This is a genomic window from Pseudomonas sp. QTF5, assembly GCF_000512695.2.
Taxonomy (GTDB): domain Bacteria; phylum Pseudomonadota; class Gammaproteobacteria; order Pseudomonadales; family Pseudomonadaceae; genus Aquipseudomonas.
The window spans coordinates 172,727-192,062 of the sequence record NZ_AZRW02000001.1; the positions used below are offsets into that span (position 1 = coordinate 172,727).

A 19,336-nucleotide genomic window follows, 5' to 3' on the forward strand; every position below is an offset into this window, starting at 1 on the left:
GCGCTATGGAATTCACGACTCAACACTTTATCGCGCTTGCGCCGTTGTTGATCACCAGCGCCACGATCATCGTGGTGATGCTGGCTATCGCATGGCGCCGCAACCACTCACAGACCTTCCTGCTGTCGGTGGCAGGTCTGAACCTGGCTTTGCTGTCGATCCTGCCGGCCCTGAAAGTCGCGCCGCTGGCCGTGACGCCATTGCTGCAGATCGACACCTTCGCTTGCTTGTACATGGCGCTGATCCTGGTCGCCACCCTCGCTTGTGTCACCCTCGCCCACGCCTACCTCGGCGATGGCGGTTCGGGTTACCCGGGTAACCGTGAAGAACTTTACCTGCTGATCCTGATGGCCGCCGCCGGTGGCCTGGTACTGGTCAGCGCGCAGCACCTGGCCGGGTTGTTCATCGGTCTGGAACTGCTTTCGGTACCGGTCTACGGTCTGGTGGCGTATGCCTTCTTCAACAAACGTTCGCTGGAAGCCGGTATCAAGTACATGGTGCTGTCGGCTGCCGGTTCCGCGTTCCTGTTGTTCGGTATGGCCCTGCTCTACGCCGACGCTGGCAGCCTGAGCTTCAACGGCATCGGTCAGGCCCTCGCGGCCACCGGTCTGCCAAGTTCTCTGGCTCAGCTGGGCCTGGGCATGATGCTGATCGGCCTGGCGTTCAAGTTGTCGCTGGTACCGTTCCACCTCTGGACCCCGGACGTTTACGAAGGTGCTCCGGCACCGGTGGCAGCGTTCCTGGCCACCGCGTCGAAAGTCGCTGTGTTTGCGGTGATGGTGCGTCTGTTCCAGATCTCGCCAGCGGCGAGCAGTGGCGTGCTGAGCGACGTGCTGACCATCATCGCCATCGCGTCGATTCTGTTCGGTAACCTGCTGGCACTGACCCAGAGCAACCTCAAGCGACTGCTGGGTTACTCGTCCATCGCTCACTTCGGTTACCTGCTGATCGCCCTGGTGGCGAGCAAGGGTCTGGCCGTGGAAGCCATCGGCGTGTACCTGGTCACCTACGTGATCACCAGCCTCGGCGCGTTCGGTGTGATCACCCTGATGTCCTCGCCGTACAACGGCCGTGACGCGGATGCCCTGTACGAATACCGCGGCCTGTTCTGGCGCCGTCCGTACCTGACCGCCGTCCTGACTGTGATGATGCTGTCCCTGGCCGGTATCCCGCTGACCGCGGGCTTCATCGGCAAGTTCTACATCATCGCTACCGGTGTCGAGTCGCAGCAATGGTGGCTGGTCGGCTCCCTGGTACTGGGCAGCGCCATCGGCGTCTTCTACTACCTGCGTGTGATGGTCACCCTGTACCTGATGGAACCGAACCTGCGTCGCCACGATGCCCAGCTGCACTGGGAACAACGTGCAGGCGGCGTAATGCTGCTGGCGATTGCCGTACTGGCATTCTTCCTCGGCCTGTATCCACAGCCGCTGCTGAACCTGGTTCAGCAATCGGGGTTGGCGGGTTGATTGCTTAAGCGATACTCAGCAGAAAACAGAAACGGCACCTTCGGGTGCCGTTTTTGCGTTTTGGGGGACAAGATCAAAAGATCGCAGCCTTCGGCGGCTCCTACAGGATATTGCGTACGCTTTTTTTGAACCTTAACCCCCTCTCCTCCCCGATATCCAGAATCGCCTCGCGGGTGAATCAGCCGCGTCCTACATCCCGATCCTGCCTTCGACTTTAACGTAATGACTTGACCGAATTGGGCAGGAACAGAAGCCTTGACCTATTCGATTCTTGTGATAGAAATATACGCAGGTAACGTACAGAACATGGACGCTCTTTTTATCGAATTACCCGTATTTCAAAAGCATCGAAGTGACTACCTGGATGATGATCTGTTTCACCGGTTCCAGCAGGAGCTGCTGCAAAACCCGGAAGCGGGAGATGTCGTCGAAGGCACCGGAGGTCTGCGCAAAATTCGAGTGGTGGATGAGCGGCGAAACAAGGGCAAGCGCGGTGGGCTGAGGGTGATTTATTACTGGTGGTCCGGTTTCGACCAATTCTGGCTCTTTACCTTGTATGGCAAGAACGAGCAGGACGATCTGACGCCACAACAGAAAAAACTGCTTAAAGAAATGCTTTATCGAGAAATCAAAGCGAGAACGAATGATGAAACGTGACATTTTTTCCGAGCTGGTAGAGGGGTTTGAAGCCTTGGCTGATGAGCGCCAAGGTAAAGTCACACTGCGCACACACAAAGTAAAACTGGCCAAGCTCGCCCCGATTACAGCAGAGGAAGTGGTTGGTATCCGCCAGCAATTGAATCTCTCCCGGCCGGTGTTTGCGATGTACTTGCGCACCAACACCCGGACGCTGGAGAACTGGGAACAAGGGCGGGCGAAACCTAATGCTCAGGCGACAACACTGATCCGGCTGGTTGAGCGCTTTCCGGAGACGGTTCAACAACTGGCGGCGCTGACCTGAAGTGTTTGCGGCGTTTTCAATGACGCCTTCGCGAGCAAGCCCGCTCCCACAGTGGATCTCCAGTGAACACACCATTGGGGGAACTCCTGCGATTAACTGTGGGAGCGGGCTTGCTCGCGAAGGCGGCCCATCAGGCACAAATGAAAACGGCACCTTACGGTGCCGTTTGCGTTTCACAGTCCAGCTGTTTACTTACGTGCCGCCTCCCACGATTTCAGCAGTTCGGCATAGCTCACGGTTTCGCCTTTAGGCTTCTCGTTCGCCAGTTTCGCTTTCGGCGCACCCGGCTGATCGAACCAGTACTGCGCATCCCGTTCCGGATTCATTTTCGGCCCGCAGGTCGGTTGTACCTTGGAGCGTTCCAGACGGGTCATGATCGCATCCTGATCCTTGGCCAGACCGTCCAGTGCCTGTTGTGGCGTTTTTTCACCACTGGCCGCTTCCGCGATGTGGCTCCACCACAGTTGCGCCAAACGAGGATAGTCCGGCACGTTGGTCCCGGTCGGAGTCCATTGCACGCGGGCCGGGCTGCGATAGAACTCCACCAGACCACCAAGTTTCGGCGCCAGGTCGGTCATGGCTTGCGAGTTGATGTCCGACTCGCGGATCGGCGTCAGGCCGACAATGGTTTTCTTCAGGGATACGGTTTTCGATGTCACGAACTGCGCATACAGCCAGGCCGCGAGTTTTTGCTTTTCAGGTGTGGACTTGAGGAAGGTCCAGGAACCGGCGTCCTGATAACCAAGCTTCATGCCCTCCTCCCAGTACGGACCTTTCGGCGAGGGTGCCATGCGCCATTTCGGCGTGCCGTCGGCGTTCATCACCGGCAGGCCCGGTTTGGTCATGTCGGCGGTAAACGCGGTGTACCAGAAGATCTGCTGGGCAATGTTGCCCTGGGACGGCACCGGGCCCGATTCGGAGAAGGTCATGCCCGCCGCTTCCGGTGGCGCGTATTTTTTCATCCAGTCAACGTACTTGGTGGTCGCATAAACCGCCGCCGGGCCGTTGGTATCGCCGCCGCGGGTCACGCTGGAGCCGACCGGATGACAATCCTCGACGCGGATACCCCACTCATCCACCGGCAAACCGTTGGGTATGCCTTTATCGCCAGCGCCGGCCATGGAGAACCATGCATCAGTGAAGCGCCAGCCGAGGGACGGGTCTTTCTTGCCGTAGTCCATGTGGCCATAGACGCGCTTGCCGTCGATTTCCTTGACGTCTTCGCTGAAGAATTTGGCGATGTCTTCATAGGCCGACCAGTTCACCGGCACGCCTAGTTCATAATCATACTTTTCTTTGAATTTCGCTTTCAAATCCGCACGCTCGAACCAATCGGCACGGAACCAGTAGAGGTTGGCGAACTGCTGGTCAGGCAGTTGATAGACCTTGCCGTCTGGCGCGGTGGTGAACGAGATGCCGATGAAGTCTTTGATGTCCAGCGTTGGCGAGGTGTAGGCCTTGCCTTCGTTGGCCATCAGGTCGGTGATCGATTCGGTCTTGCCGTAGCGAAAGTGCGTACCGATCAAGTCCGAGTCGTTGACCCAACCGTCATAGATGTTCTTGTCCGATTGCATCTGGGTCTGCAGCTTTTCCACCACGTCGCCTTCTTGCAGCAAGTCGTGGGTCAGCTTGATCCCGGTGATCTCGGTAAAGGCTTTGGCCAGCGTTTTGGATTCATATTCGTGGGTCGCGATGGTTTCCGAAACCACCTTGATGTTCATCCCGCGAAAGGGCTCGGACGCTTTGATAAACCACTTCAGCTCTTCGAGCTGCTGGGCTTCGGTCAGGGTGGACGGTTTGAACTCGCTGCCAATCCATTTCTTGGCGGCGTCTTCATAGGCATCGGCCCAGGCCGCAGCGCTCAAACCGCTGAGTGCCAGCATGGCTGCCAATGAAACGCTATGTCGCAGCTTATTGTTTTTGTCGAACATAGAGACCTCCTGTTTAGGTTTCGGAGCAACATTGCCGATCGATTTCGACTAGCCCCAACGCATCACAGCCAACAGCCACACCAGGGACAACGCGAACGCCACCCAGATGCTCCAGTCGGTGACGCCGATTACCAGCAAATGCAGGTAGGCGCTGCCGAGAAGACCGATAAACAGCCGATCACCACGGGTGGTGGCAATCGGCAAAAAACCACGCCGAGGGATACTCGGCGAACGCATTTCCCAGGTCGTCATGCCCGCCAGAGTCAAGGCAATGACGCTGAAGAACGCCGCCGTGGGGCCGGTCCAGCTCATCCATTCCATCATCAGTTCCTCATACCCGGCCCAGGGCAAAGCCCTTGGCCACGTGGTTGCGAACAAACCAGATCACCAACATGCCCGGCAGGATGGTCAACACCCCCGCTGCCGCCAGCACACCCCAGTCGATGCCGGACGCCGAGACCGTTCGCGTCATTACCGCCGCGATAGGCTTGGCGTTTACCGAGGTCAGCGTCCGCGCCAGCAGCAGCTCGACCCAGGAAAACATGAAGCAGAAAAACGCCGTAACACCGATCCCGGAGCCGATCAGCGGGACGAAGATCTTCACGAAGAACTTGGGGAAACTGTAGCCGTCGATGTAGGCGGTTTCGTCAATTTCCTTGGGAACGCCGGACATGAAGCCTTCAAGAATCCACACCGCCAACGGCACGTTAAACAGACAGTGAGCCAACGCCACCGCGATGTGGGTATCGAACAACCCGATCGAGGAATACAGCTGAAAGAACGGCAGCAGAAACACCGCCGGTGGCGCCATGCGATTGGTCAGCAGCCAGAAGAACAGGTGCTTGTCGCCAAGAAAACGATAGCGCGAAAACGCATACGCCGCCGGCAGCGCCACGCTCAGGGAGATCACCGTGTTCAGGCTCACGTAATACAGCGAGTTGAGATAACCGGTGTACCAGCTCGGGTCAGTGAAGATCACCTTGTAGTTGGCGAAGGTGAAATCCTGCGGAAACAGCGTCAGACCGCCGAGGATTTCGGTGTTGCTCTTGAAGGACATGTTCAGCAGCCAGTAGATCGGCACTAGCAGGAACAGGATGTAGATCAGCAGCGGGATAAGCTTTCTCTTGCTCATGGCGGGCCTCACCGATTGGCGTCAGAGTGAGTCATGGCGGTGTAGAACAGCCACGACACCAACAGGATGATCAGGAAGTACACCAGCGAGAAAGCCGCCGCCGGGCCGAGGTCGAATTGCCCGATGGCCATTTGGGTCAAGGTCTGACTCAAGAACGTCGTGGCATTACCCGGACCACCACCCGTCAACACGAACGGCTCGGTGTAGATCATGAAGCTGTCCATGAACCGCAGCATTACCGCGATCAGCAGCACGCTCTTGAGCTTGGGCAACTGGATGTGTCGGAAAACCGCCCAGGCCGACGCCCGATCAATCCGCGCCGCCTGGTAATACACGTCCGGAATCGCCCGCAAACCGGAGAAACACAACAGCGCCACCAACGAGGTCCAGTGCCACACGTCCATCACCAACACCGTGACCCAGGCGTCCATGGTGTTGGCCGCATAGTTGTAGTTCAGGCCCATGGCCTTGAGGCTGGCGCCGAGCAGACCAATGTCCGCGCGGCCGAAAATCTGCCAAATGGTGCCGACCACGTTCCACGGAATCAGCAGCGGAATCGCCAGAATAATCAGCACCAGCGACGACCAGCGGCCCTTGATCGGCATGGTCAGCGCGATGGCGATGCCCAACGGAATTTCGATCAACAACACGCAGCCGGAGTAAATGAACTGACGCAGCAGCGAGTCATGCAACCGTGGGTCAAGCAGCACCTGTTTGTACCAGTCGGCGCCGACGAAGTAGCGGCTGGACTGGTCGAAGATGTCCTGCACCGAGTAGTTGACCACGGTCATCATCGGGATCACAGCGCTGAACGCCACCAGCAGAAACACCGGCAACACCAGCCACCAGGCCTTGTTGTTCTGCACCTTGTTCATGGCAGCACCTCCAGCAGGTAATCATCGGCATAGACCATCAGCCATTGCGCCGGAAAACTGATGTACGCCGTGCCTTCGGGCACCGGTTTGTCTTCGGCCAGGCGTACTTTCAGCAGCGCGCCGTCGAGGTTCAGGGTCATGATCTTGTAGGTGCCCAGGTCTTCGACGTGCACGACCTGTGCCTGCATCGCGTCATCACGGGGTTCGCCCCACACATGAACGAACTCCGGACGAATACCGACCTTCAGGGTTTTCCATTCGGACTCGGCGAGTCGTTTCTGCATCGCGTCGGACAACGGCAAGTGAGTCCCGGCAAAACCGACACCGCCGGCTTGCGGCTGGACTTCGATCAGGTTCATTCCCGGGCTGCCGATGAAATAACCGACAAAGGTGTGGCTCGGCCGCTCGAACAATTCCCGCGGCGTACCGAACTGCACGATCTGCCCGCCATACATCACCGCGATCTTGTCAGCGAAGGTCGAAGCTTCGAGCTGATCGTGGGTGACGTAGACCATGGTTATGTTGAACTGCTCGTGGATCTGCTTGAGCTTGCGTCGCAGCTTCCACTTCAGGTGCGGGTCGATCACCGTCAGCGGTTCATCGAAGAGGATCGCCGACACGTCATCGCGCACCAGCCCACGGCCCATGGAGACTTTCTGTTTTTCATCGGCGGTGAGGTTGCGCGCCTTCTTGTGCAGCAACGCCTGAAGGTCGAGGACTTCAGCGATTTCCTGCACCTTGGTGTGAATTTTCGCTTCCGCCATGCCCTGATTACGCAACGGGAAAGCCAGGTTATCGAACACCGTCATGGTGTCGTAGACCACCGGAAACTGGAAAACCTGGGCGATGTTGCGCTTCTCGGGGGTCAGATCATTGACCGCCTTGCCGTCGAACAGCACATGCCCTTGGGACGGGCTGAGCAACCCGGAAATGATATTGAGCAATGTCGACTTGCCGCACCCCGAAGGCCCGAGCAACGCATAAGCACCGCCCTGCTCCCAGACATGGTCCATCTCGCGGATCGCGTAATCCTCAGGGCCGGTCGGCGTAGGGGTGTAGCTGTGGGCAAGGTTCTGCAAACGGATTTCGGCCATCAGGCAACCCTCGCAATACGGCGACCGGGCGCCTGAACCAGCCGCCCCTGCATATCGAACACAAACAGTTTATGGGTCGGGATATAGATGCGAATCGGCGCGTCGACGTCGTATTCGTGGACTCCCGGCAAATGCAGCACCAACAGGAAATACTCGTTGCGCACGTGCAGGAAGGTTTCCGAACCGCTGATCTCGGCCACCTCGACGGTTACCGCCAGCTCAAGGTCATCGTCATTGCTCGGCACCAGCGAAATGTGGCTGGGGCGCACACCAAAACGGAACTCGCCCTCGCCCACCGGTCGCAGATCGACGTTCAACGGGAAGTGCACAAAATTGGCGAAACTGACTTCGTTGCCGGCGATACGCCCCGGCATCAGGTTGATCGGCGGTTCGGAGAACAACTCCGCCGCCAGCACGGTTTGCGGCTGGTGATAAACCTCGGAGGACTTGCCGCTCTGAATCACCCGGCCTTCATGAAGAATCGTAGTGGTGCCGCCCAGCGCCAGGGCTTCGTTGGGTTCCGTGGTGGCGTAAATCGCGATGGTGTGCCGGGCCTTGAACAGCTCGCGCATTTCCTGGCGCAGCTCTTCGCGCAGCTTGTAGTCGAGGTTGACCAACGGCTCGTCGAACAGAATCAGCTCGGCGTCCTTGACCAGCGCCCGAGCCATGGCCGTGCGCTGTTGCTGACCGCCGGAGAGTTCCAGAGGATAGCGCTGGAGGAATTTCTCGATACGCAGCATCTTCGCCGTTTCCAGCACTTTGCTCTGGATCAGCTCATTGGAAACGCCGGACTGACGCAGCGGCGAGGCGATGTTCTCGAACACCGTCATGGTCGGGTAATTGATGAACTGCTGATAGACCATCGACACATTGCGCAAACGCACCGGGCGCTGGGTGACATCGACGCCGTTCATCAGGATGCGGCCGCTGTCGGGCTTGTCCAGACCGGCCATCAGGCGCATGAGGCTGGTTTTGCCGGACAACGTGCGACCGAGCAAAACGTTGAACGATCCGGGTTCGAAGTTAAGGCACGCATCGTCGATCCAGGTCTGGCCCTCGACGGTACGGCTGACGTGCTCCAGGATTAGTGACATGGCTCGGCCTTTTTATTATTGGAGTCAAGCGACCAGAGCACTACAGCGACATTCGTGCCAGAAATCCCAAGCGGTTGATCTGGCTTGAAAAACACGAAAAAGAAGGGAAAACAGCGTTCGTTGCTGAACAGAAATGAACAACCGTGGCTGAACAATTGAACAATCTGGTGGTTGACAATGAACAATAGTGAACAACACTCTGTGGGAGCGGGCTTGCTCGCGAATGCGGACTGTCAGACACATTATTGGTGTTTGACCCACCGCATTCGCGAGCAAGCCCGCTCCCACATGGAATCTCATAACAACAATAAAAATGCTGTTTCAGAGGCTGAATGCCATGGCCGCACCTGCCCCGCCGCTCTCCCACGACGCCATCATCCAGGACTCCTGGTCCCGCTGCCGCGCGTTCGGGCTCGATCATCAGAGCGCGCCGGCGTTCGATCAGCTACCCGCCGATGGCATCGCCCAGTTGCTGGAGAGCCAGCATTCACTGGTGCAGACCACCTATCAGGAAGTCCTGCCGTATTACGAGAACATCCTCAGCAACTCCAATTGCCTGATCATGCTCGCCGACAATCAGGGCCAGGTGCTGACTTCCTGGGGCACCCAGCGTTTCATCAAGCCGAGCCTGACCCGCGGTTTCAGCGCCGGCGCCAGCTGGATGGAGCGTTGCAGCGGCACCAACGCGATCGGCACCGCGTTGGCCTGCGAGCAAGCGGTGCACATCGAGCACGATGAACATTTTCTCAAGGCCAACCGCTTCATGACCGGTTCCGCCGCGCCGATTTTCGATGCCGAGCGCAAGGTGATCGCGGTGTTGGACGTATCCAGCGACAGCTACCTACCGCCATCGCACACCCTGGGCATGGTCAAGATGATGAGCCAGACCGTGGAGAACCGGTTGATCCTCAATCTGTTCCACGGCCAGCATTTCCAGCTGACCTTCAACACTGGGCTGAATAACCTCGACAGCCAATGGGCCGGGTTGCTGATCTTCGATGAAACCGGTCAGGTGCTGTCCGCCAATCGCCGGGCCGACAATCTGCTGGGGATCAGCCTGTCGCGGGTCAGCGTCGAAAGCCTGTTCAAAGTCTCATTGCTGGAACTGCTGAACCAGCCGGACGGCCTGCCATTTGCCTTGCAGGCCTCGGGGCGCAACCGTTTTCAATGCCTGTTGAAGCGACCGAAACAAGTGCCGATTCAGGCGCGGCAGCTTTCTGAAATAAAGAGCTCTGAAACAAAGAGTGCTGAATCCACGGCGCCGGCTCCCATAGCGATCAGCCTCAACACCCTGCACTTTGGCGACAACCGCGTGGAAAAAGCCGTGCGCCAGGCCGAACGCTTGCTGGAAAAGGACATTCCGCTATTGATCCATGGGGAAACCGGAGTCGGTAAGGAAGTTTTCGTTAAAGCCCTGCATCAGGCCAGTTCACGCAGCAAACAGCCGTTCATTGCCGTCAACTGTGCAGCGATCCCCGCCGAACTGGTGGAGTCAGAGCTATTTGGCTATGAGAAAGGCGCGTTCACTGGCGCCAACCAGAAAGGCAGCATCGGGCTGATCCGCAAGGCCGACAAAGGCACGTTGTTCCTAGATGAAATCGGCGACATGCCGCTGCCGACCCAGGCCCGGCTGCTGCGGGTATTGCAGGAGCGGTGCGTGCAACCGGTGGGCAGCAGCGAGTTGTTCCCGGTGGACATTCGGATTATTTCAGCGACTAACCGCTCGTTGCGCGAACAGGTTCAGCTGGGGCGGTTTCGTGAGGATTTGTATTACCGCATCGGTGGTTTGACCCTGGAGTTACCGCCACTCAGGGAGCGCAGCGATAAGGAAGCGCTGTTCAAACGGCTGTGGGAACAGCACCGCGAACCGAGCCAATGGGCTGGCTTGAGCCGTGAAGTGATGGAGCTGTTCAGCCGCCATCCGTGGCCAGGGAATTTGCGCCAGGTCAGCAGTGTGATGCAGGTAGCGCTGGCCATGGCCGAGGAACAACCCGTGCGGCCAGAGCATTTGCCGGATGATTTTTTTGTCGATCTGGAGATGGAGCCGGTGGATTCGCCGGAGACTATAACCTTCGACCTCAATGATGCCGAGGAATTGAATCGGCAATTGCAGGCGGCTGGGGGGAATATTTCGCACTTGGCGCGGCGGTTGGGGGTTAGCCGGAATACCCTTTACAAGCGATTGCGCCAGTCAGGCGACTGATCGTTCCCACGCGCAGCAAAGGAATGCAGCCCGGGACGCTCTGCGTCCCAAGAGCCGAACGCGGAGCGTCCGTTGAGGCATTCCCACGCGGAGCGTGGGAACGATCATCAGTCAGCCAATCGCCAGGTCGTCCCACCCTTCCCGTCTTCCAGCACCACACCCATGGCGGTGAGCTGGTCGCGGATGCGGTCGGATTCGGCCCAGTCCTTATTGGCACGAGCCGTCAAACGAGCCTGGATCAGTGCATCGACCTCAGCCGCATCAACCCGCCCTTCAGCACCGGCCTGCAGGAAGTCATCGGCCTCAAGCTGCAACACACCCAACACGCTGGCCAATTCTTTCAAGCGCGCCGCCAGACCGGCCGCCGCATCAAGATCGCTCTCGCGCAGACGGTTGATCTCGCGGACCATCTCGAACAGCACCGCACAGGCTTCCGGGGTACCGAAGTCGTCGTTCATCACCTGAGTGAAACGCTCGACGAAGGCTTCGCCGCCAGCAGGCGCCACATTCGGCAGACCTTTCAACGCGTGGTAGAAACGCTCGAGCGCGCCCTTGGCGTCCTTGAGGTTGTCTTCCGAATAGTTGATCGCGCTGCGGTAGTGGCTCGACACCAGCAGGTAACGCACGACTTCCGGGTGGTACTTTTCCAGCACGTCGCGAATGGTGAAGAAGTTGTTCAAGGACTTGGACATCTTCTCGCCATTGATGCGAATCATGCCGCAATGCATCCACGCGTTGGCGTAGGTCTTGCCGGTCGCCGCCTCGCTCTGGGCGATTTCGTTTTCATGGTGCGGGAACTCGAGGTCGCTGCCGCCGCCATGAATGTCGAAGGTCTCGCCGAGGCAGCAGGTCGACATCACCGAGCACTCGATGTGCCAGCCCGGACGGCCGTCACCCCACGGCGAAGGCCAGCTCGGCTCGCCCGGCTTGGCGCCTTTCCACAGCACGAAGTCCAGCGGGTCTTGTTTCGACTCGTCGACTTCGATCCGCGCGCCGATGCGCAGGTCTTCGATCTTCTTGCGCGACAGCTTGCCGTAGCCCATGAACTTGGCGACGCGGTAGTACACGTCGCCATTGCCCGGTGCGTAGGCGTAACCCTTGTCGATCAGGGTCTGGATCATGCTCTGCATGCCAGCGATGTGATCGGTGGCTCGCGGCTCCATGTCCGGCTTGAGGATGTTGAGGCGCGCCTCGTCCTCGTGCATCGCGGTGATCATGCGCTCGGTCAGCACGTCGAACGGCTCGCCGTTCTCTTTCGCCCGATTGATGATCTTGTCTTCGATGTCGGTGATGTTGCGCACATAGGTCAGGTTATAACCGCTGAACCGCAACCAGCGGGTCACCAGGTCGAACGCGACCATGCTGCGGCCATGGCCAATGTGGCAGTAGTCGTACACGGTCATCCCGCAGACGTACATGCGCACATTGTTGCCATCCAGAGGCTTGAAGACTTCTTTGCTCTTGGTGAGCGTGTTGTAGATCGTAAGCACTTTAGGTTCCTTGAATCACTGGCCCCACGAATCACGCAAGGTCACGGTACGGTTGAACACCGGATGACCTGGTTTCGAGTCCTTGATATCCGCGACGAAGTAACCTTCGCGCTCGAACTGGAAACGGTCTTCCGGCTGTGCATTGCCAAGCGAAGGCTCGGCACGACAACCGGTGAGGACTTGCAGCGAGTCAGGGTTGATGTTGTCCAGGAAACTGGCGCTGTCTTCGGCCTTCTCCGGGTTCGGAGAACGGAACAGGCGATCGTACAGACGCACTTCGCATTCGACGCTGGCCGCGGCCGGCACCCAGTGCACAACGCCTTTGACCTTGCGGCCTTCAGGGTTCTTGCCCAGGGTTTCCGGATCGTAAGAGCAACGCAGTTCGACGATGTTGCCATCGGCGTCCTTGATCGCTTCGTCGGCACGGATCACGTAGCTGCCGCGCAGACGCACTTCGCCGTTCGGCTCCAGGCGCTTGTAGCCTTTTGGCGGCTCTTCCATGAAGTCTTCACGGTCGATGTAGAGCTCACGGGCGAACGGCAGAACGCGCACGCCCATGTCTTCTTTCGGGTGGCACGCCAATTCGAGGTTTTCGACCTGGCCTTCCGGGTAGTTGGTGATCACGACTTTCAGCGGACGCAATACGCACATGGCGCGTGGGGCGCTGTGGTCGAGGTCGTCACGGATGCTGAATTCGAGCATGCCGAAATCGACTACGCCGTCGGAACGGTTGGTGCCGATCATTTCGCAGAAGTTGCGGATCGATTTCGGCGTGTAACCACGGCGGCGGAAACCCGACAGCGTGGACATGCGCGGATCGTCCCAGCCATGAACGTGCTTTTCATCGACCAGTTGCTTGAGTTTGCGCTTGCTGGTGATGGTGTAGTTCAGGTTCAGGCGGCTGAACTCGTACTGACGCGGGTTCGCCGGTACTGGCAGGTTGTCGAGGAACCACTCGTACAGCGGACGGTGGCTTTCGAACTCCAGGGTGCAGATCGAGTGGGTAATGCCTTCGATGGCGTCCGACTGACCGTGGGTGAAGTCGTAGTTCGGGTAGATGCACCACTTGTCGCCGGTCTGGTGGTGATGCGCGTGACGGATGCGATACATGATCGGGTCGCGCAGGTTCATGTTCGGCGAGGCCATGTCGATCTTGGCCCGCAGCACGCGTGCGCCGTCCGGGAATTCGCCGGCGCGCATGCGGGCGAACCAGTCGAGGTTTTCTTCCACGGAGCGATCACGGAACGGGCTGTTCTTGCCCGGCTCGGTCAGCGTGCCGCGATATTCCTTGGCCTGCTCAGGGCTCAGGTCATCGACGTAGGCCTTGCCGGCCTTGATCAGCTCAACCGCCCAGTCGTGCAACTGGTCGAAATACTGCGAGGCATAGCGCACTTCACCGGACCATTCGAAGCCCAGCCATTTGACGTCGCTTTCGATCGCGTCGATGTATTCCTGGTCTTCCTTGGCCGGGTTGGTGTCGTCGAAACGCAGGTGCGTGACGCCGCCGAATTCCTGGGCCAGGCCGAAGTTCACACAGATCGACTTGGCGTGACCGATGTGCAGGTAGCCGTTGGGCTCAGGCGGGAAACGGGTGACGATCTGCGTGTGCTTACCCGAGTCCAGGTCCGCCTGGATGATCGGGCGCAGGAAATTGACCGGCACGGCAGGGCCGGTCTTGGAATTCGAGGTAGGGTCGACAGTGGGCTTGCTCATAGGATCCTTGAACGTACAAGTGCGCGGCCAGTTGGCCAAATCAAAGCGGCTGTTATAAATCAAAGGGGCTTATCATAGCCGATGCTGTCAAGTGGCTGACAGAGCAGGCCGGCAATCGGCTGCATTTAATCGGTTGCCAATGAAAAACAGCCTCGAAATTCGCGCCCGGCACGCTAAACTGCGTGCCTTGGCCGCCACTGGCCAGACCGGTTGAGGGCCAAAGCGCCCCGAACCCACGAATTTCTATAAAGAGTACTGATCATGACTCAAGTCAAACTGACCACCAACCATGGCGACATCGTCCTGGAACTGAACGCCGAAAAAGCACCGATCACCGTTGCCAACTTCGTCGAGTACGTCAAAGCCGGTCACTACGAAAACACTGTTTTCCACCGTGTCATCGGCAACTTCATGATCCAGGGCGGCGGTTTCGAGCCAGGCATGAAAGAAAAGAAAGACAAGCGCCCAAGCATCCAGAACGAAGCCGACAACGGCCTGCCGAACGTGAAGTACAGCGTAGCCATGGCCCGCACCATGGAGCCGCATTCGGCTTCCGCCCAGTTCTTCATCAACGTGGCTGACAACAGCTTCCTGAATCACAGCAGCAAAACCGCTCAGGGTTGGGGCTACGCCGTATTCGCCAAAGTAGTCGAAGGCACCGACGTGGTCGACAAGATCAAAGGCGTGGCCACGACTTCCAAAGCCGGCCACCAGGACGTACCAGCAGACGACGTGATCATCGAGAAAGCCGAGATCATTGAGTGATACTGCTGATTTCAGACTTGCATCTGGAAGAGGAGCGCCCGGACATCAGCCGGGCGTTTCTGGATTTGCTCGCCGGACGCGCCCGCTCGGCGAGTGCGTTATACATTCTGGGCGACTTTTTCGAGGCATGGATTGGCGACGATGCCATGACGCCGTTCCAGCGCTCCATCTGCCAGGCCCTGCGCGAACTTAGCGACAGCGGCATGGCCATTTTTCTGATGCACGGCAATCGCGACTTCATGCTCGGCCAGGCCTTCTGCAAACAGGCCGGCTGCACGTTGTTGAAAGACCCGAGTGTCGTGCAGTTTTACGGCGAGCCGGTGCTGTTGATGCACGGCGACAGCCTCTGCACCCGCGACGAAGCGTATATGAAGCTGCGGCGCTACCTGCGCAACCCGATCACCCGGTTCATCCTGCGAAATCTGCCCTTGCGCACTCGCCATAAACTGGCGCGCAAGCTGCGCAGCGAAAGCCGCGCGCAAACGCGGATGAAGGCTAATGACATCGTTGATGTCACGCCGGAAGAAGTGCCGCGAGTCATGCAGCAATACGGCGTGAAAACCTTGATCCATGGGCACACCCATCGCCCCGCCATCCACAAGCTGCAGATTGGCGAGCAGGCGGCCAAACGCATTGTGTTGGGGGATTGGGACCGTCAGGGATGGGCGTTGCAGGTGGATGAGAATGGGTTTGCGCTGGCGCCGTTTGATTTCGTGCCACCACCACAATTGGCAGCACCCACAAACTAACTGCCGAACAAAAGAACCTGTGGGAGCGGGCTTGCCCGCGATAGCGGAATCACATACAACAACTTTGTTGACTGACCCACCGTCATCGCGGGCAAGCCCGCTCCCACAGGGACTGTGTTTGACTTAGTGGCCGGCAGCAGCCGGTCCCGCCTTCGCCGCAAACGGCGGCTTCGCCAGCCACACCAGCAGAATCAACCCCATGAACGCCCACCCGAGCAACGTGAAGTAATCCACGGTGGAGAGCATGTACGCCTGGCTGGTCAGCACATGATCCAGCTGCGCGTAGGCCGGGTTACCCGCCCCCCCCAACGCACTCAAGGCATCTCGAGTCGCCGGCTCATACGTGGTGATGCTTTCACTCAAATACGCATGGTGCTGATCGGCGCGGCGAATCCAGATCCAGGTGGTCAACGACGCCGCAAAACTACCGCCCAGGGTCCGCAGGAACGTGGCAAGCCCCGCGCCGTCGGCAATCTGGCTCGGCGGCAAGTCCGACATCAAAATGCTCAAGGTCGGCATGAAGAACAGCGCCACGCCAATGCCCATGAACAACTGCACCAGCGCGATGTGCTGGAAGTCCACTTCGTTGGTAAACCCGGCGCGCATGAAGCAACTTAAACCGATGCACAGGAACGCACCGCCAGCCAGCAGGCGCAGATCGAACTTGTGCGCGTACTTGCCGACAAACGGCGACAGCAGCACCGGCAGAATGCCGATCGGTGCCACCGCCAGCCCGGCCCAAGTAGCGGTGTAGCCCATCTGGGTTTGCAACCATTGCGGCAGGATCAGGTTGATGCCGAAGAACCCGGCATAACCCAGCACCAACACAATGGTGCCGATGCGGAAATTACGGTAAGCGAACAGCCGCAGGTTGACCACCGGATGTTTGTCGGTCATTTCCCAGATCACGAACACCGCCAGCGCAATCACTGAAATAGCCGCGCCGATGAGGATGAAGTTCGACTCGAACCAGTCCAGGTCATTGCCCTTGTCTAGGATCACCTGCAACGCACCGACGCCAATAATCAAAGTGATCAAGCCCACGTAATCCATCGGCTGATAACTGGTCACCACCGGCCGCGCCTTGAGCTGCTGCTGCACCACCATCACCGCGAAAATCCCGATCGGCACATTGATAAAGAAAATCCACGGCCAGCTGTAGCTGTCGGTGATCCAGCCGCCGAGGATCGGCCCTGCAATCGGCGCCACCACCGTGACCATCGCCAGCAACGCCAGGGCCATGCCTCGCCTGGCGGGCGGATAGACCGCGATCAACAGCGTCTGGGTCATCGGATACAACGGGCCGGCCACCAGGCCCTGAAGCACGCGAAAGCCGATCAGCTCCGGCATCGAGGTCGAGATACCGCACAGAAACGAGGCCAGCACGAACAGCATCGTCGCCCAGAGAAACAGCTTCACCTCACCAAAGCGCCGACTGAGCCAACCGGTCAGCGGCAGGGCAATGGCGTTGCTCACGGCAAACGAGGTGATGACCCAGGTGCCCTGCTCCGAACTCACCCCCAGGTTGCCGGATATCGTCGGCAAGGCCACGTTGGCGATGGTGGTGTCGAGCACCTGCATGAAGGTCGCCAGCGACAGGCCGATAGTGCTGAGCAGCAGGCTGGGCGGCGTGAAAGACGCGTTATTGCTCATCGCGAATCCTTTGAAACCTGATTGGCACAGCGCCTGTTACTGACGCAGCGGACCTTGTGGGAGCGAGCCTTTGTGGAGCCTTTGTGGCGAGGGAGCTTGCTCCCTCGCCACAAAGGCTCCACAAAGGCTCGCTCCCACAGGGTCGGTGTGATGGCGAATCAGCGGTGCGCGGTTTTACTGACCGCGGCGCTGTTGTCGTGGATCAACTGAGTGATCATCGCGTCGGCCTCGGCCAACTGACGGTCGTAGATACGGGTGCTGAACGACGCCTTTTGCGGCGGCTGTTGCGCCAGCACCGGGCCGCTCTGGTCACGCAGGTTCACATCGACCTGAGTCGACAGGCCGACCCGCAATGGGTGCTTGGCCAGCTCTTCGGCATTGATGTGAATTCGCACTGGCACCCGCTGGACGATCTTGATCCAGTTACCGGTGGCGTTCTGCGCCGGCAGCAAGGCAAACGCGCTGCCGGTCCCGGCGCCGAGGCTGTCGATGGTGCCGCTGTATTTGACGTCGCTGCCGTAGAGGTCGGCCTCGATGTCCACCGGCTGACCGATGCGCATGTCACGCAGTTGGGTTTCCTTGAAATTGGCGTCGATCCACAGTTGGTCCAGCGGGATCACCGCCATCAGCGCGGTGCCCGGCTGGACCCGCTGCCCCAGTTGCACGCTGCGTTTGGCAACGTAACCGGTGACCGGCGCGATCAAGGTGCTACGGGCATGGGTCAGGTACACCTGACGCAATTGCGCGGCGGCGTACATCACGTCCGGGTGCGACGACACCACGGTGTCATCGACCAGCGCGCTGGTGGTCTTGAGTTGTTGTTGGGCGTTGGCCAGGGCGTTTTGCGCCGAGGTCAGGTCATCACGGGCGTGGGACAATTCTTCCTGGGAAATCGCCCCGCCGGCGGCGAGGTTTTTCCGGCGATTGAAGTTGTCCTGGGCCTTTTGCACTTCGGCCTGCTGCGCATTGACCTGGGCTTTCATGCCATCGACGTTGCTATACAAACCCCGCACCTGACGCACGGTGCGGGCCAGATTGGCCTGGGCACTTTGCAAACCGACTTCAGCGTCGTTCGGATCGAAGTTGACCAGCACCTGGCCTTCGTGGACCAAATCGCCATCGTCGGCGCCGATGCTGACCACGGTGCCAGTGACCAGCGGGGTGATTTCCACCACGTTGCCGTTCACATAGGCGTCGTCGGTGCTTTCGTTCCAGCGACCGTAGAACTCGTGATAACCCCAGACGCCGGCTCCGGCGAGAATCACCACAGTCGTCAGCACAACCAGCATCAATTTGCGTTTGCGCGGATTGCTCGTGTCTTGAGCGTTGTCAGGGGCTTGGGTTGTATCGACAGTAGCCATGACGAGTACCTTGAATTAGTTGTGCTACGTGGCTGGGGTTACGTTGGCAGCGGTCAGGGTTTCGCCCTGAAAACCGCCGCCCAGCGCTTGCATCAATTGAATCGACAGGTCGATCTGCTTGGGTCGCTGTAACTGGCGCAACCGGCGAGGCTCATGGCCAACAGCACCAGGCTCAGGCCGGTACGCAGACTTTTACTGTTCATTGCCACCACCTACCCGCAGCAAGGTGATCGAATCACCGGCTGCCACCAGGATTTTCTTCAGGATCTGTTCCAGGGTTTTCAATTCTTCCGGGGTGATGGCGCCGGCCAGTTCATTCATGGCGTCGGCGCCGATCTGTGGCAGCTGGTCGGTCAGTTGCTGGCCCTGCACAGTCAACACCAGCTGAACCTGGCGACGATCCGCCTCGGAGCGTTGGCGGGCGAGGAAACCTTTCTGCTCCAGACGATCGAGCATGCGGGTCATCGAACCGCTGTCCAGCGACAGGTGACGGCACAGTTCGGCCGGGGTATCGACGCCGAACTGCGCCATGATGATCAGCACTTTGAACTGCGCGGCGGTGATGCCGTGGGGTTCCATGTGCGTGTCGATGATCCGGTCCTTGAGCAGCGCGGCGCGTCCGAGCAGAAGGCCGAGATGGCAATTATGGAAATCGTATGAGGTGAAATGCTTCATCTGACCACCGATTAGCTGCCTAGGCAGTGAATGTATGCCGAGATATTACTGCCTAGGCAGAGGATGTCAACGTAATAGTTAGGAAGCTTTGTAATTGATTGATAAATGGAGTGGGAAAGTTACTTCGGATCGAGGACCGCAGCGCGCCCTTCGCGAGCAAGCCCGCTCCCA

At 58.9% G+C, this 19,336-nt stretch carries 17 protein-coding genes; 6 read left to right on the plus strand and 11 right to left on the minus strand.

The window, feature by feature from the left end; translation table 11 throughout:
• The first annotated feature begins 5 nt into the window (after positions 1-5).
• The 3 genes from nuoN (at position 6) to IC37_RS00930 (ending at position 2,430) form a co-directional block, all read left to right on the plus strand.
• On the plus strand, positions 6-1,469 hold the full coding sequence (gene nuoN, locus IC37_RS00920; RefSeq protein ID WP_030130912.1) for an NADH-quinone oxidoreductase subunit NuoN: 1,464 nt from the start codon (positions 6-8) through the stop codon (positions 1,467-1,469).
• Positions 1,470-1,775: 306 nt separating this feature from the next.
• Positions 1,776-2,126 carry a toxin gene (locus IC37_RS00925; protein ID WP_030130911.1) on the plus strand — a complete coding sequence of 117 codons (351 nt, stop codon included), beginning with the start codon at positions 1,776-1,778 and terminating at the stop codon, positions 2,124-2,126.
• Complete coding sequence (locus IC37_RS00930) at positions 2,116-2,430, plus strand: DNA-binding transcriptional regulator (RefSeq protein ID WP_030130910.1); 315 nt, start codon at positions 2,116-2,118, stop codon at positions 2,428-2,430. Before IC37_RS00925 ends, IC37_RS00930 begins: the two co-directional genes overlap by 11 nt.
• 188 nt (positions 2,431-2,618) lie before the next feature.
• Here IC37_RS00930 and IC37_RS00935 read toward each other — a convergent pair whose 3' ends face one another.
• The 6 genes from IC37_RS00935 to IC37_RS00960 are packed head-to-tail and all read right to left on the minus strand — an operon-like array spanning position 2,619 to position 8,556.
• Positions 2,619-4,361 carry an ABC transporter substrate-binding protein gene (locus IC37_RS00935; protein ID WP_030130909.1) on the minus strand — a complete coding sequence of 581 codons (1,743 nt, stop codon included), beginning with the start codon at positions 4,359-4,361 and terminating at the stop codon, positions 2,619-2,621.
• A 48-nt stretch (positions 4,362-4,409) separates the two neighbouring features.
• On the minus strand, positions 4,410-4,682 hold the full coding sequence (locus IC37_RS00940) for a DUF2160 domain-containing protein (protein WP_030130908.1): 273 nt from the start codon (positions 4,680-4,682) through the stop codon (positions 4,410-4,412).
• Between the two features lie 10 nt (positions 4,683-4,692).
• Positions 4,693-5,493 carry a carbohydrate ABC transporter permease gene (locus IC37_RS00945; RefSeq protein WP_007896138.1) on the minus strand — a complete coding sequence of 267 codons (801 nt, stop codon included), beginning with the start codon at positions 5,491-5,493 and terminating at the stop codon, positions 4,693-4,695.
• An 8-nt stretch (positions 5,494-5,501) separates the two neighbouring features.
• Complete coding sequence (locus IC37_RS00950; protein WP_030130907.1) at positions 5,502-6,368, minus strand: carbohydrate ABC transporter permease; 867 nt, start codon at positions 6,366-6,368, stop codon at positions 5,502-5,504.
• A complete protein-coding gene (locus IC37_RS00955) occupies positions 6,365-7,462 on the minus strand; it encodes an ABC transporter ATP-binding protein (protein ID WP_030130906.1) in 1,098 nt (365 codons plus the stop codon). Before IC37_RS00955 ends, IC37_RS00950 begins: the two co-directional genes overlap by 4 nt.
• Positions 7,462-8,556 carry an ABC transporter ATP-binding protein gene (locus IC37_RS00960; RefSeq protein ID WP_030130905.1) on the minus strand — a complete coding sequence of 365 codons (1,095 nt, stop codon included), beginning with the start codon at positions 8,554-8,556 and terminating at the stop codon, positions 7,462-7,464. The genes IC37_RS00955 and IC37_RS00960 overlap by 1 nt, the downstream gene beginning before the upstream one ends.
• Before the next feature lie 337 nt (positions 8,557-8,893).
• On the opposite strand from IC37_RS00960, the gene IC37_RS00965 reads away from it, so the two are divergent.
• Positions 8,894-10,759, plus strand: a complete 1,866-nt coding sequence (locus tag IC37_RS00965; RefSeq protein ID WP_030130904.1) for a sigma-54-dependent Fis family transcriptional regulator — start codon at positions 8,894-8,896, stop codon at positions 10,757-10,759.
• Between the two features lie 107 nt (positions 10,760-10,866).
• On the opposite strand, the gene cysS is transcribed toward IC37_RS00965, so the two are convergent.
• Together cysS and IC37_RS00975 are read right to left on the minus strand one after the other, a co-directional pair.
• Positions 10,867-12,249: a cysteine--tRNA ligase gene (gene cysS / locus IC37_RS00970; RefSeq protein ID WP_008014309.1), complete on the minus strand. Its 1,383-nt coding sequence runs from the start codon at positions 12,247-12,249 to the stop codon at positions 10,867-10,869.
• A 15-nt stretch (positions 12,250-12,264) separates the two neighbouring features.
• A complete protein-coding gene (locus tag IC37_RS00975; RefSeq protein WP_030130903.1) occupies positions 12,265-13,962 on the minus strand; it encodes a glutamine--tRNA ligase/YqeY domain fusion protein in 1,698 nt (565 codons plus the stop codon).
• Between the two features lie 261 nt (positions 13,963-14,223).
• On the opposite strand from IC37_RS00975, the gene IC37_RS00980 reads away from it, so the two are divergent.
• Together IC37_RS00980 and lpxH are read left to right on the plus strand one after the other, a co-directional pair.
• Positions 14,224-14,727 (plus strand): peptidylprolyl isomerase, encoded by a 504-nt coding sequence (locus tag IC37_RS00980; RefSeq protein WP_030130902.1) that lies wholly within the window; start codon positions 14,224-14,226, stop codon positions 14,725-14,727.
• Positions 14,724-15,476 carry a UDP-2,3-diacylglucosamine diphosphatase gene (lpxH, locus tag IC37_RS00985; protein ID WP_030130901.1) on the plus strand — a complete coding sequence of 251 codons (753 nt, stop codon included), beginning with the start codon at positions 14,724-14,726 and terminating at the stop codon, positions 15,474-15,476. The genes IC37_RS00980 and lpxH overlap by 4 nt, the downstream gene beginning before the upstream one ends.
• A gap of 123 nt (positions 15,477-15,599) precedes the next feature.
• Here the strand turns inward: lpxH and IC37_RS00990 are convergent, their stop codons facing one another.
• From IC37_RS00990 to IC37_RS01000, 3 genes are all read right to left on the minus strand, one after another.
• Complete coding sequence (locus IC37_RS00990) at positions 15,600-17,129, minus strand: DHA2 family efflux MFS transporter permease subunit (protein ID WP_030130900.1); 1,530 nt, start codon at positions 17,127-17,129, stop codon at positions 15,600-15,602.
• A 158-nt stretch (positions 17,130-17,287) separates the two neighbouring features.
• Positions 17,288-18,490, minus strand: coding sequence for an HlyD family efflux transporter periplasmic adaptor subunit (locus IC37_RS00995; protein WP_030130899.1), 1,203 nt, complete (start codon positions 18,488-18,490; stop codon positions 17,288-17,290).
• A gap of 192 nt (positions 18,491-18,682) precedes the next feature.
• A complete protein-coding gene (locus IC37_RS01000) occupies positions 18,683-19,165 on the minus strand; it encodes a MarR family winged helix-turn-helix transcriptional regulator (protein WP_030130898.1) in 483 nt (160 codons plus the stop codon).
• Positions 19,166-19,336 lie beyond the last annotated feature (171 nt).